The following is a 13,247-nucleotide window of genomic DNA, read 5'->3' as shown; positions in this document are numbered from 1 at the left end:
TAGATACGACAGAAACTGATCTCATCGAGCTAAGAAGCGGTCACGGGCGAACTCAATCCGGTTGCGAACCTGGACACGCGAATTTGTTGCCCCAGTCGTCGACGCTGTCATCGCCTCACCCGTAACCCAATCCGGGTTTCGCGTCGGCGCGACATCGGAATTAAGTCTGAGCGCCAAGGCGGCGCCCACCGCTACTCCTTCGAACAGGTTGACGGGAGTTGTGAGGCGATTGTTGCGCCTGATGCCCTGCGGAAAGCTCTCAGCGAGGAAGTCGAACGTACCGCGAAACTCGGCCTCCCTACTGGGCGAATCGTGAAATCCCTCAGAAGCCTTTTCTGCATACTCGTTTAGAAAGTTCTTCACAGAGTGATCAAAGTTTTGATACGTATCCAAATATGCAAAGAACCGCAGTACGAACTCCTGAGGCGTGCCATCTTTCAGTTTGTTTGCTGGCACGTTCACGACCGCCTTGAACGATCTGTATTCACTCATTTCAGTGACGAAATTAATGAAGTCGCCTCTGAAGACACACTCCCGAACCTCCTGATCCGTCAAACGCAGGCCACCGGTGTTCAGTCTCTCGAACAGGTCGAACCGGACCTGCTTCGAACTCTTGTCGTTGAGGACGATGACCTTGGCCGGTCGGTCAACCAGAATCCCCTGGAGGTCTGTAGGTAGCTCAACAAAAGAGAGACCGTTGAGCAAGGGCAGTTTTTCCAACCCGGTTAGCACGGCCGGTTTGCCATTCAGTCCCGATGCCTNCACGTGCCGGCTCGTCGCCGATAAAATTCACAAGGGACAACAACCGCTGGAGACCGTCGACCACTTCCCACTGCAGCTGTTCGCCTATCGGCGAATTCGTCGCCATGTACAACGGTGGAACCGGCACTCCTAGCAAGAATGATTCGATGAGAGTCGACTGACGAACGTGATCCCATCGGAACTGGCGTTGGTATACCGGCGCGACTTCGATGCGGTTTCGTCCGACTCGTCTGACGAGCTCATCGATTGTGACGTCATAGGAGTCATAGTCGACCTTGCGGCGTTGTAAATCGAGCTGCTCGCGTATCTGTCCACCGTCGATCAAGATGCCCCCTGGTGCTCTCCCGAGGGTCAAATTGCCCATCGCTGCTACCTTCCCCCGAGAGTAGTCCTACTTCTATGCGTCAGTCGACGGACAGCTCCACCGCCCGCTTGAACTTCGACGTGGGCGAGGAAACCACTGGTTACCCCACCACCATCGACGCTAGCGCGGGACGACGCTGGCCAGCACTGATAGCCCGCCAATGTGCCGTCTCCACGATAACTGCGGGCCAAGAGGTCAACCTCTTATGGGCCCGAGCACGACGTAAGCGGCTGTACCAGAAGCCAATCACCTCACTCGGCAACCTCCTCCCGCGAACGGCCGATGCGCTAACTATTGCGCCAGCCCGCGCAAAGTAATTCGAGAGGGCGAGATTCGCGCAGGCATTCCGTTTGTATCCACTCGACATCAAAGGTCTAGCCTGGCGGTGTGTGACCAACGGGATGTGAAGAATTCGCTCGTGCTCCAGCCAAGTAGATTAGTCTCTGAGGATGCGGGATACGGACAGCTGGATGGACACCCCCAACTGCCCTGCTTGCATGCTCAGAATGTTGCTGTGTGGACCGGTTGAAAAACCGTACTGGTACTGCCCCAATTGCAACCTGCGCAAAATCGTTTAGCAATCAGTTCAGCTACTCCTCTGGGCTGCACGCCAATCCAGGTCACTTGAACGCGATGGCACAATCTGGGTCGAAAACCTTGGATATGCTCTTTCTATCGAGGAGGAACGGAGCAACCGACCTTGGACATTCGATTTTAACCCGGCTCTGTCAGCACATCAAAGACATCGTCGGGCAGCGCCTTAATGTACTCGATCCGGGAGCGGATTGCCGCCTCGAGGTTCGCCAGTGATAGCCCAACGGACGGCTCGACAAAATCCGAATCCCCACCTTTGGCGGTTACGAGCGCAACGGCGTCGTAGTTGCCTTCCACGACCATTCGCTCGAAAAAGATGCGGTAGCGCTCAATGTACGAAGCTCCGGTGAAGACCGGGTCCGCTGGGAACGGCATGTTCCTCGGCACTGCAACGGGAGCCAGTGACTTTGGCGCACGCTCAACGAGCATGATGAATCCGAACCAAGGCTTCAAACGCCCGAACAGTCCCCGTTCCACCGCCATTTGAGAGTCTGCTGCCAGGCCGAGCGCTTCCTCAGTCCGGTTGTTGAAGTTGTTCCCAAATGACGGACCTCGCTGGGATTTAAACTCCATGGCAGCGATCAGGGATCCCCGATACAGGACGAGTAAGTCCCAGTTCTTCGCAGGCCGAAAGTATGCTGGCAGGTTATTGTGACCCGTGGTTCGTACTTCAAGTTCAATTTCGGGGTCACCCCGCCAGAGCATAGCGAAAACCTCCTGCATGGCGTCCATCTGCTTGCCGCCGGTGACTGCGGCGCGGTTGCCGGTGTCTTTAACGCCGGTCAATTGGCCCTGCTTCGCTTGCTGCAGATCAAGGCCTTCCCAGTAGCCCAGAACGGCGGCTCGCCAGATCTCGTTCGATGTCAGCTTGCTCATGGTGCTCTCTCTTCGGCAATTGTTATTCACGAGCAAGCGCCCGCTTCGCGAATCGCACGCGCGCCTCGATCTGGATTAGAAGGGTCTCAGCGGTCGCCGCGGGTACCGGTTCGTCGTAGTTTACGAACCCCTCTTGGTCCACCCAGGTAACCGCCATCCAACCAGCGCTATACGCACCAGTTAGAACGAATCGCTCCACCGCGATCGCCCACTGATCGCCGTAAGTCATGCCGTCGAAAATCGGGTCAGTGCGGAAGAGGGGGGTGCCGCGAGTCCGGACCGGCCTGGAAAGACTCGGATCCGAACCGAAGACGACGCAGAAAGCGTTCCAAACAGGCAATGCTCCGAATGAGTGGTTCAGTTCCTGCGCCGCCCTGGCGTCGAAGGAATTGCCGAGGGCTTCTTCGATTCGGTTGTTGCCATTATTCCCTTCACTGCCTACCTGCGACTTGAGCTCCACGACGCCAACCAAATGGCCTTTGTGCATCGCCACCACGTCCCAGTTTTTCGATCGCCGGTAATAGCCGGGGATCGCTCTGTCGACGTGAACCTCGTCATCGGCGAGTCCCGCGCTAATGAACATCTGCCGGACAAATCCGGCGAGCCTGACCATGTGGCGCGCATCTCGTGCCTGGGCTCCGCCCTCTCTGCCTGCGATCCTATGCCGCTCGACGGCTTCGTCCTTCTCTCTCCAAAATCGGTCGAAAAGCTCAAGAACCGCCTCGCTCTGCTCCATCAGCCGTTCCTCAGCGTGGTTTCGCTCTCACCAGGCAGCATTCCGTATGCTTCCTCGGCTGCACGCGTCGCCGCGTCGCGGTCACTTGCACGGAAGGCGTCGCGAAGTCTGTCAGCGACGTCCGCCGAGATACTGTCTGGAGCTGGCACGGTGATCTTACGAAGATATTGTGCTTGGAAACGTAGTGTGCCTCCACGCATTTTGACGCCGTAAGCGCTGATGAAAGCCTCGGCGATCCTCGAAAGCAGTAGGCCGCCGAGCACCTCCATATCCCAGGTCGTCGACGTGACGTAGTACAGATTATGGTGTGGGTAGTACCCTCCTGGCTCCAGCACTGGCGTGATCTGGGCCTTCATATCCTGCAAAAGAAGCTTTGGCTTGGCCGCCAGCCCCGGATAAATCTTGTCAATGGTGCGGTGCCAGTTGGCTGGATTTCTTTTGGCCACGAACCGCTTCGCTACAGCGTCATGCGAGCCTAGAGTCGCCGCGAATCTCGGGTATAATTCCAGGTCAACGAGCACACCCTTGTCGTCCCACGGATTCAGCATGACGCTGGTTGGAGTCTTCAGATGACCTGCCCTGATGTCGTCCGCCATAACGATCGGCAACAGGCGATCCTCTTCCACGTCGACGTTGGCGTCACGAGGCACGATATAGGCCTTATCGGCGCCCGTTGCAACGCCGATGCTGATTCGAGTCGTTCCGTCTGCCTCTAATGTCTGGAAATCTTCTTGAAGCCGCTCGAGTAGCTTGATTGTTCGAGGCCGGCCTGCGGGCCAAAAGTCCGCCGTCTCGAACCAGCTCGGGAGCCGTGCTCCCTCCCATCCGTTTCCTGCGACCTCTTCGACCTCGCCTTGAATGAACGCGAGCGCCTCACGGGCCGATTCTCCGTCGAAGGATCCCGTGGTTTCGATGAATGTCGCCGGACCTTGCACGGCGTTCGCGAGTACCGTAATCGCGGGATATGCCGACACTTCCGTCTCGAAAGCGTCCACGTCGTGCATCTGCCAGACAGACTGAACTGAGTATCCAGAGACAACTAGGCCTCGAAGGTGTTTGCCGTACGCGTTCCGCATCCAACGGTCAGCGCAGATGAACCCGAGCATGCCCCCCGAAGCTAAAAGCCCGAGAGAGCGCTCGTAGAAGCCGACGTAGATATCGGCGCGTCCGCGCATAGTCTTCCATCGGGCGCGGTATTTGGCCTCGACAGTGTCGTCCAAGTCCTCCGTGCGTATGTACGGCGGGTTGCCAACAACGAAGTCAACGCCACGCGGAACGTCATCCAGCAAGAAATCACCGGCGTGTAGCCAACCGTTTGCGAGGCCTATTGCTAGTTTTTCGCTCGCGCCTTCGGCGATCAACAGCTCAACAGCTTTGGCGCGGCAACTCTCTACGTGCTCGCCCTGGAGGTCTAGCCCGAAGATTGCTCCGTCGAGCTCGGCTAGGTCAATTCCGTGTAGACGTGCCGACGCGAGGAGCCGCTCGACTGCTGGCACAAAGAAGGCTCCAGAACCAACTGACGGTTCTACGAGCCGCATTTTCGCGAGGTCACGATCAGCGGTATATCCCACGAGATCCAAAATGGCTTCTACAACCCAGAGGCGCGTGAACACCTCGCCGTACTCAACCTCAAAGGGAGCAGCGACCGCCATGGATTCCTTCCAACGCTCTGCCTGGTGCATGAGCAGCAATGCAAGGCTATCGGTTGCTGCCGACCCAACTGCAGAAGGCGGCTTGCAGCTTCTCTGGAAAACGGAATGCCACAGCTCAGAGGAACCAATCTGGCTAAGGCTCTTGATGACCGCACGCTCGATCCCGCCAGAAGCTGCGAAGTCATTGCCGCAACAAGCCGACCGGTGGCGGCGATGGGGCTGATCGGATTAGGGCCGTGGCTGATCTTCAAGCGGCGGAAGTGGCTGTAAGGACGCTTTGTACCGCGAGGCTGTCGTCGATTTCAACGGGAGAGTCGAATTCGCCGAGGCTGTTCGGGTACCAGATTTCGATATCTACGGTTCGGAGCAGATCGAGTAGGTCCCGAGCGGGCTTCGTGGGCACCAGCACGGCAAGACGAGTGTCGGCCGGCATGAATCGGCGATAGTCCAATAGTTGGCCGATAGCCATCCTGACCGACTCGCGCGACGAGTCAGACTTGGCCTCGAAGAGCACGTTGGTCGTCGCGTCAAAAAGATCCGTGTATATCGAGTTCGACTGTCCAGCCGGCCGAATGTGGTGACGGTGCACTCGGTGGTCCCGAGCTTCGAGTGCGCCGCGTAAGACGAGGACGAGTTCAGCCTCGGGTCGATGCACGACAACCGTCCGAGCGATTGCCTCGTGCGCTGAATCAACAGACGTGAACGCCTCGATATCTATCTCGCGGGTAAGCGCGGTGAGCGTAGCCACATCGAGAGCGACTTCTTCGACCTCGGCTCGAAGAGCTATGGGAAAGTGACTCCGATCTCTAGCTGCCACTAGCGCTGGACCTAATGGAAGTAGTCGGAATACGAATACCGACCTCGCTTGGCCATGCTGGTCAGGCGCGACCTGCGTCTCAAAAGGGAGTTCAGGGTCGACCTTGAACTGCCCTATGTACTGTTGCCGTGCTGTGCGTGTCCCCGGCTCAAACCCGTCGGCGATGAAGACCCTTAGGTCCCTTTCGTCGCGCGAGTGGTCACGGAGGGCCTGGTTACCCACTCGCATGCGTTGGTCACCCGTTCGACCCTCGCCCGTGTAGAAGAAGACCGAGCCGTCCTCATTCCAGCCGTCGTATTCGTACCCATAGTTGCTGCCTTGAGCTGGATCTGAGTAGAGAAACACGTTCGGTGAAAGAGCTGATGGCTGTATTCCACCAAATGTGGCGCCACCATAAAGATCCTGTCGCTCCTGCCGGCCGAGGTAATCCCCTGGAACGAGTTCCCAACGAGCGACCAGCGGCAGCCCTTTGGAACCGGCCTCCGGGAGGCCGTTCATATATAAACGCACCGGGTTCGACGCGCCTTTTCGAACCGGAAGTCGGCTGACGCTAGTCCCGACGAGATGTGAAAGCTCTGGCGCTTCTGCACCGTCGAACCCCCACCGGCCCTCTTGGCCTGCCATGGGAGAAGGAAACCACGTTGATGGCCTAAAAACACCACGTACGATTCCGCCAGCAACCCCGAGGACAACAGCTGTCGTTTCCCGGGTTTCCGGGCCTACCCGCCAATGCCCTCGCGTCGCTTCGAACACCTCAGCCATGGAGGAACCAGATTCATAGGCCTGATTGATCACGAGGATCAGCGTGGGTTCGTCGATCGGCGGAAGTTCGGCCGGCAAGAATTCGATCGGCAAAGACAATTGGAGCCCCCATTTTGAGCAATTGCATTGCTGCTCATCCGAAACGTATCGTCGACCGACCGACCGTTATCGGAGGAGAGATACCCCAGTTGGGGAGACATTTTTGCGCCAGGCTATGCCGTCCGTCCTTCTGGATGTGATCGCCGACGACCGCAAACCGGTGGTGGCCGGCTGGGAAGCGCCATCGACGATGTCCAGAAACAGGTCTTCAGCGGCAACCTGTCGGCATCCCGGCGCATCTACGAGCTGCTGGTCGCCAAGCAGGCCGATGCGTTTATAGCTCTGCAAGAGATCGCGCTTACCGCGCACGCCAACTTGGTGGCGCAGCAGCAGATCTGCGTCTCTATCTGAAAGAGGATGCGCTCATTCAGGATGCGGACGGCTTCTGGGGCTCCTCCGAGGGCGGTTATGAAATTGCCGTGATCGACCCCAGCGACGCCACCCAAGAGATTGAGGTCCCCGGCGCATGGGACATGCCGGCGATCCAGTCGCTCACCGTCAGGGACTACACGCCGCCCAATTTCCCCGCACTGGGTTCTGCCGCGCTCAACTGAGCGCTTCAGGCAATCGGCAGCCGAACTACCGAGCGCACGCGTTGGATGAGCGTGTCCGCTGGGCAGACCTGCTGCTCCGTCCGCCCGGCGTCGTCGATCTACAGAATCGCCCTACGGCTTCTCGCGGATGAGCACAGACGGAGGCGAGGGCACTAGCGTCGGCGTCATGGCAAACGAGAGGGCCTCGGTGGCGAAAGCGAAGACACCAGCGCGGCGCTATTCGAGAACGTCTGTTCTCGCCTTTCCGGCCGGACTGCTCGGGGTGTTCCTGCCGGCACCGTTCAGCGTGCTGCTCGGCGGCATCGCGATGCTCCTTACCGGCGCGCGTGCCCCATCCGTGGTGCCGTTGTGTGGGAGCGGCGCCGAAACCGTCACCTCGACCGCAGTGACCTCCCCAGGCGCGACGCGCCAACGTCGGTCGAGGTGCGGGTAGACGTCTTGAGCAGCACGAAGCCGACGGCGGCGCTCCACAGCGTGAGGGTATCGAAGGCGACACGTTCGATGAGTCCCCGGCCCAACGCCAGGGACGGCCCGCCACCGAGGACATCGACGAAGAGAACGAAGCCCAGAACGGACACGATGAGGCTCACGATCGTCAGGGCGGAGATCCAGCGCGCAGCAGAGTTGCCTCGGGAGGCGACAGCGAGCAGGATCATGCCGACCCACTGAGTGACGGCCTGCGCGAGGGCCACCACATCATGCGCTTCAGGATGCGTGTCCCAGGGGAACACACCAACCAGCATCACGAACACACCGCCCGCCGCGAGGAACGCCATGGCCACTCGACCCGTGCGCAGCCGTGGCCAGGCAGACCAGAGCAGGAGTGAGCCGATCAGGAGCGTCGCTCCCACGACGATGAACGATCCGTTCACCAGCAGGTGCGCCGGAGAGCAGATGTAACGCTCCACGCGGGTACCGACATCGAAGGTGTCACAGGTGGTGACGCCGAGATCGCTGATCAGGTTCGACGTCCACGAGTACCGCTGTGGCCACTGCGCGGCCGCGATCAGCTGGGCCGGCACCGTAACGAGGCCAGCGATCCAGAGCAGTGCGCCCCATCGAAGTTGTGTCATCCCACGACCCTACATTCGCCGCGCACGTGGGGCGGCCGCATCCGTTGCCTGAGCGCTAGTGTCGGGTAGGCCGATTGTGGCCGAGCGGTCCGGTGGCGGTCGCGGCGATGGGGGTAATGGGGTTGGGGCTGTGGGGGATCTTCAAACGGCGCAAGTGGTTGTAAGCCGGCAGCATGGGTAACAATCATCGGGTGATCGTCGCCGACACCGGCCCCTCTTGGGGGTTGGTGCCGGTCTGCCGGTTCCTGAAGGATGAAAGAGCGCGCATGCGCCACCTAGGGGGACCATCCATTGACAGATTTACGCAGCCGCGTGCCCGCGCAAGGGCTCATGGCTATGGTGCTCAGCTCCCAGGCAAGCGGCGACGTGACGCCATCCCCACGACCGGGCATGATTCGCCTCAGCGAAGAGGCCCGACCCTGGTACACCGGGGCAATCGGGGAACGGGTGGTGGGGAGAGTTCTCACCGAGCTCGGACCCGACTGGACAGTGTTGCACTCGATTCCGGTCGGGAGCGGAACGAGTGACATCGATTACGTGGTGATTGGTCAGGCGGGCGTGTTCACGATCAACACGAAACACCACCCGGGCAAGCCAGTGTGGATCGGCGGGAAGGGAATGCGGGTTGGCGGTCACAAGGTGCCGTACATCCGCAACGCCACCCACGAGGCAGCACGCGCTGCAGTTCTGCTTTCGGCGGCCAGCGGGATGACCGTTCCCGTCACATCCGTCATCACTCTTGTCGGGGTCAGGAACATCGTCACCAAGCGCCTGCCTGACGGCGGAAGCGTTGACCTGCGCATCGTCACGGAGCGGCAACTACTTCGCACGCTACAGACACGGCCGGTGTTCAGCGCAGAGCAGGTTCAACGGATTGTGGACGCGGCGGTGCTGCCCGGAACGTGGCACAAGAAGCCACAGCCAGCCGAAGACGGCATCGCCATCAATCTGGCGTTCGAGACTCTTCACGACGGCGTCTCTGTGATGGACGCACGCATCCGACGTCGCGCCTATTGGGCGGGACTGTGCCGGAGGCTCGTTCCGGTCGTGGTGCCGTTCGGTGCGGCTGCCGTTCTGTATTGGTGGATGACCGGCCGCTGATCGGCGGCCCTACTCTGGGCGTACTCGTGGAGCGGGCGACCACGCCCGTTCGCAAGGGGCTGTTGAACAATGAGGCAGACGCACGCCGCGCTCAGGCAGCCGTTAGAGGGTGCTCGCACACCGGCCTAAGCCCATAGCCTTAGCCTATGAACCTTCGTCCGTTCGCCCCGATGACTGTCGCGCTCCTCCTCCTCACCGGGTGCTCGGCCCCCGCACCCGATGCCAACACCGCAGCCTCCGACTCACAGCCCGAGGCGGCCACGGCGGAGCCAACCGAGGAGGTCCTTGTCACGCCGTTGGACCTTGCTGGCGAGTGGAAGCAGACGAATTCGAACAGCACCGACGCCTACCAGACGGCGACCATCACGGGCGAGCAAATCACCGTCAACTGGGTGAACGACGCTGAAGCCACGAAGGCTGTCTACTGGATCGGCTCGTATGCTGCGCCGACCGAGGACACCGAGTCGTACTCGTGGGACTCGCAGGGCGACGTTGCGCAGATGGAAAACGCCATCCTGGCCTCCGGTGACTCAGCAAAAACGTTCACCTACAAGGACGGCGTGCTGACGTATGAGCTCACGGCAATGGGCGTGACCATGACCGTCGAGATGAACCGGCAATAGCTTGTTGTCACCCCGCACTGGGGTTGGCGAGTGCGACCCGTGCACTTCTACGCTTGAGACAGCGTCAGTCGGCGCGCCCACACGACGGGAATCCCCTTGACTCTGCCTGCAGCCGGTTGGTACCAAGATCCTGAGGACAGTGCGCTGCTGCGGTGGTGGACCGGAACGGACTGGTCGGCCCAGCGGCGCTTTGCAGAACCCGTGCCGCCGCCGCCCGCCTACGGTTATGGGCCCGCGGCCGGGTCGACCTCCGCACGGCCGGCTTACGTACCCATGGCGGGGCACGGGTCGCCCACAATGTACGCCACCCCGCCGACCCGCAGGGAAAAGGATCGCGAGATCCGCCGGAACAACTCGATGGCCTACACCGGGCTGGTGCTGGCCCTCGTCTCGTGCCTCCTCAATCCCTTGGCGATCCCGAGCATTCTGGGCATCGTCTTTTCGGCGATTGGCATCGCGAAGTCCGCGGAACTGGAAGGTGCTGGGCGTCAGCTTACCGGCCGGGGCACGGCCATCGCCGGGCTCGTGGTGGGCATCGCGTCCACGGCCTATTTCCTCTGGAGCTTCTCGACGATGCTCTGAGGTAGGCCGACACGTCGAAGCGCTGACGATCGGGCACCCGGCGGCCGGTGTCAGGGGCCTGCTCTGGCCAAGCACGTGGCCGTCGCTCCCGCACGAGGTGACCACCGTGAGGTACCGTCGAGGTGACATCCGTGACACGGAGAACATTGGGGGAAGGGGAGCAAAGGTGAGAGGCAACGGTTCTCCCGCGACGATGCAGGATGTCGCCCGCCTCGCCGGAGTCTCGGTCAAGACCGTATCCAACGTACTGTCGGGGTATGAGCATGTCAGCACGCGCATGCACGACAGGGTCATGAGCGCCGTGACAGAGCTGGACTACGAGATCAACATCTCGGCCCGCAACCTGCGGTCGGGGCGCACCAAGGTCATCGGGCTCGCCGTTCCCGAACTCAGCCAGGCCTACTTCGCCGAACTTGCGGATGCCGTCATCCGGGCGGCGAAGGCCCACGACTACACCGTGCTCATCGAGCAGACCAGCACTGACAACGACGAGATCGCCACGGTCGCCGCGATGCGCCGCCACGCGATCGACGGCCTCATCTTCAGCCCCATCGCGCTGGGGCCCGGCGACGTCAGCGGCTTGTCCGTGGATTTTCCCGTGGTGGTCTTGGGTGACTGGGTCGAGGGCAGCCCCGCCGACCACGTCACCCTGCCCAACACCGCCGCCATCCGCACCGCCACGGAGCACCTGCTCGACTTGGGGCGCCGCCGAATCGCCGTGGTCGGGGCGCATCCGGAAGGGCCGGTCGGCACCAGCGCCCTGCGATTCAACGGTTATGCGGCGGCGCTCGCGGACCGAGGTATCGACATCTCACCCGAGTTGGTCGCCGACGTTCCGCTCTGGCACCGGTCCGATGGAGCGGCGGCCGTGACTCAACTCCTGGCTGCCGGCATCCGGTTCGACGGTCTGGTCTGTTTCAACGACGCCCTCGCTCTCGGCGCCATGAGCGCGCTGCAGCAAGCGGGCCTGCGCGTACCCGAGGACGTCGCCGTGGTGGGCTTCGACGACATCGAAGACGCACGCTTTTCCACCCCCGCCCTCACCACTATCTCCCCCGGCCGGGAAGAGCTCGCCCGACTGGCCGTGGACCGGGTACTCGCCCGCATTGCCGCGGGCGACGACGTTTCGGAGTCTGTGCACATGGAGGTCGGCTACTCGCTCGAGGTGCGCGCCTCCACGGTTCCCGCCCCCGCGAGGCCAATTCCAGCCACCGCGGAGGCCCAACTCCACAACTGAGGAGGCCGCTGCTCGCTCGGTGCCATGAAGGTGTTGACAGCGCCCAGGCGATGGCGTACCTTCAAATTTACATCGATGTAAATTGCATTGAATGTCCACTTACAAAAGCTTCCCGACAACGCCGTGGGAAGCAGATAGCAGGTACCCAGTGAAGAAGCTGATGGCCGCCTTTGCGGTCTCCGCCGTCGTCGTTTCCGGTCTCACCGGATGCGCCGCCGCCGCCCCCGCCGCCAGCGACGGCCCCATCGCCTTGACCTTCTGGCACGGCTACACCGAGGCCGACGGTGACGTGCTCAACGGCATCATCGAGGACTTCAACAAGTCGCAGGACGGCGTAGTGGTCACAACCCAGACCAAGACCTGGGCCGTCATCGATGACACCCTGCTGACGGCCCTGTCCTCCGGCGAAGGACCCCAGATCGTCGCCATGCCGGCGGAGCGCCTGCCGGTCTACGCGTCCAAGAAGGCCCTCGTCAACCTCGATGACTTCTACGCGGATGACACGAGCAACACCGCCGAGCTGAACACGGAGGCCGTGGCGATGGAAACCGTCGACGGATCCAAGTACGGCGTGCCCACCGGCTTCGTTCCCCTCTCGGTGTTCTACGACAAAGACAAGCTGGCCGCCGCCGGCATCACGACGTTCCCGACCACCTGGGACGACTGGGTCGCCGCGGCGAAGGCCACCACGGTCGATGCCGACGGTGACGGCACGCCGGAGCAGTACGGCATGGCGCTGCCCGACCACGGCACCGTCGGCAACGGCGTCTGGGCCAGCCTCTTCGAAGGTGGCGGTGGCTCCATCACGAACGACGACGGCACGAAGGCCACCGTGGACTCGGCCGCCAACATCGACACCCTGACGTACTGGGCGGATGCAGTTCAGAAAGATGCGATCTCCCCGACCGGGCTTGACGGCATCGACGCCGACGCCCTCTTCACCTCGGGCAAGGCCGTCATGCACATCGGCGGACCGTGGATGACGGGTCTGGCCACCGACGCCGGCATCAACTACGGCATCGCAGCCATTCCGGCCGGCCCCAAGGCCTCGGCCGCATCAGCGATCGGCGTCTCGATGGCCGTCACCGCCCAGGCAGACGACGCCGAGCAGGCGGCCGCGGAGAAGTTCCTGGCCTACTTCAACGAGAAGGATGTGGCCACAGCATGGTCACTCGGCTCGGGCTGGCCCGCCCTGCGCACCGACGTGACCTCGGCCGATGTCAACGCGAACGCCACCGTCGCCGCCCTCACCGAAATCTCCGACACCAGCCGGGCCCTCCTGCCCGGCGTCGTCAACAGCACCGACGTTCTGACCGCCGTTGACGAAGCCACCCAGAAAGCCCTCGCCGGCGGCGACCCCGCCGAGCTCCTCACGGCCGCGCAGGCAGCCGTGCAGCAGGCGCTGGACAACTGAG

14 protein-coding genes and 1 pseudogene are annotated in these 13,247 nt (G+C 61.7%); 8 read left to right on the top strand and 7 right to left on the bottom strand.

Going from position 1 to position 13,247, the window contains the following annotated elements; all coding sequences use genetic code 11:
* Positions 1-21: 21 nt before the first annotated feature.
* The 6 genes from E3O42_RS09620 to E3O42_RS09595 form a co-directional block, all read right to left on the bottom strand.
* Positions 22-705 (bottom strand): hypothetical protein, encoded by a 684-nt coding sequence (locus E3O42_RS09620; RefSeq protein WP_134453724.1) that lies wholly within the window; start codon positions 703-705, stop codon positions 22-24.
* Positions 680-1,126 carry a DUF262 domain-containing protein gene (locus tag E3O42_RS09615; RefSeq protein ID WP_134453723.1) on the bottom strand — a complete coding sequence of 149 codons (447 nt, stop codon included), beginning with the start codon at positions 1,124-1,126 and terminating at the stop codon, positions 680-682. The genes E3O42_RS09620 and E3O42_RS09615 overlap by 26 nt, the downstream gene beginning before the upstream one ends.
* A 714-nt stretch (positions 1,127-1,840) precedes the next feature.
* Positions 1,841-2,596, bottom strand: a complete 756-nt coding sequence (locus E3O42_RS09610; protein ID WP_134453722.1) for a PaeR7I family type II restriction endonuclease — start codon at positions 2,594-2,596, stop codon at positions 1,841-1,843.
* Between the two features lie 22 nt (positions 2,597-2,618).
* On the bottom strand, positions 2,619-3,332 hold the full coding sequence (locus E3O42_RS09605) for a PaeR7I family type II restriction endonuclease (RefSeq protein ID WP_134453721.1): 714 nt from the start codon (positions 3,330-3,332) through the stop codon (positions 2,619-2,621).
* The gene (locus E3O42_RS09600) at positions 3,332-4,984 is read right to left on the bottom strand and encodes an Eco57I restriction-modification methylase domain-containing protein (protein WP_198414103.1); all 1,653 of its coding nucleotides are present in this window, start codon (positions 4,982-4,984) and stop codon (positions 3,332-3,334) included. The genes E3O42_RS09605 and E3O42_RS09600 overlap by 1 nt, the downstream gene beginning before the upstream one ends.
* 247 nt (positions 4,985-5,231) lie before the next feature.
* Positions 5,232-6,656, bottom strand: a complete 1,425-nt coding sequence (locus tag E3O42_RS09595; protein ID WP_134453719.1) for an SRA domain-containing endonuclease — start codon at positions 6,654-6,656, stop codon at positions 5,232-5,234.
* Positions 6,657-6,689: 33 nt separating this feature from the next.
* Between E3O42_RS09595 and E3O42_RS09590 the strand changes: the two genes are divergently transcribed.
* Both E3O42_RS09590 and E3O42_RS18735 read left to right on the top strand, forming a co-directional pair.
* The gene (locus E3O42_RS09590; protein ID WP_134453718.1) at positions 6,690-7,013 is read left to right on the top strand and encodes a hypothetical protein; all 324 of its coding nucleotides are present in this window, start codon (positions 6,690-6,692) and stop codon (positions 7,011-7,013) included.
* Between the two features lie 68 nt (positions 7,014-7,081).
* Entirely contained in the window at positions 7,082-7,216 is a 135-nt protein-coding gene (locus E3O42_RS18735) for a hypothetical protein (protein WP_255455026.1), read from the top strand.
* 371 nt (positions 7,217-7,587) lie between these two features.
* Here E3O42_RS18735 and E3O42_RS09585 read toward each other — a convergent pair whose 3' ends face one another.
* Positions 7,588-8,289 carry a DUF998 domain-containing protein gene (locus E3O42_RS09585; RefSeq protein WP_134453717.1) on the bottom strand — a complete coding sequence of 234 codons (702 nt, stop codon included), beginning with the start codon at positions 8,287-8,289 and terminating at the stop codon, positions 7,588-7,590.
* 330 nt (positions 8,290-8,619) lie between these two features.
* Here E3O42_RS09585 and E3O42_RS09580 point away from each other — a divergent pair, with 330 nt between their 5' ends.
* From E3O42_RS09580 to E3O42_RS09560, 6 genes and pseudogenes are all read left to right on the top strand, one after another.
* On the top strand, positions 8,620-9,390 hold the full coding sequence (locus E3O42_RS09580) for a nuclease-related domain-containing protein (RefSeq protein ID WP_338144945.1): 771 nt from the start codon (positions 8,620-8,622) through the stop codon (positions 9,388-9,390).
* A 146-nt stretch (positions 9,391-9,536) separates the two neighbouring features.
* A complete protein-coding gene (locus E3O42_RS09575; protein ID WP_134453715.1) occupies positions 9,537-10,013 on the top strand; it encodes a hypothetical protein in 477 nt (158 codons plus the stop codon).
* Positions 10,014-10,109: 96 nt separating this feature from the next.
* Positions 10,110-10,211: pseudogene (locus E3O42_RS18510) on the top strand (DUF2510 domain-containing protein); the annotation flags it as partial.
* Positions 10,212-10,310: 99 nt separating this feature from the next.
* Positions 10,311-10,595 (top strand): DUF4190 domain-containing protein, encoded by a 285-nt coding sequence (locus tag E3O42_RS18505; RefSeq protein WP_241984756.1) that lies wholly within the window; start codon positions 10,311-10,313, stop codon positions 10,593-10,595.
* A gap of 193 nt (positions 10,596-10,788) precedes the next feature.
* Positions 10,789-11,832, top strand: coding sequence for a LacI family DNA-binding transcriptional regulator (locus E3O42_RS09565; protein ID WP_134453814.1), 1,044 nt, complete (start codon positions 10,789-10,791; stop codon positions 11,830-11,832).
* A 148-nt stretch (positions 11,833-11,980) separates the two neighbouring features.
* Positions 11,981-13,246 (top strand): ABC transporter substrate-binding protein, encoded by a 1,266-nt coding sequence (locus E3O42_RS09560; protein ID WP_134453714.1) that lies wholly within the window; start codon positions 11,981-11,983, stop codon positions 13,244-13,246.
* The last annotated feature ends 1 nt before the right edge of the window (position 13,247 follow it).

The organism is Cryobacterium adonitolivorans (assembly GCF_004402695.1).
In the GTDB taxonomy this organism is placed as follows: Bacteria; Actinomycetota; Actinomycetes; order Actinomycetales; family Microbacteriaceae; genus Cryobacterium; species Cryobacterium adonitolivorans.
The sequence above is the reverse complement of the archived record's forward strand: the minus strand, read 5'-3'. Positions and strand labels throughout refer to the sequence as shown.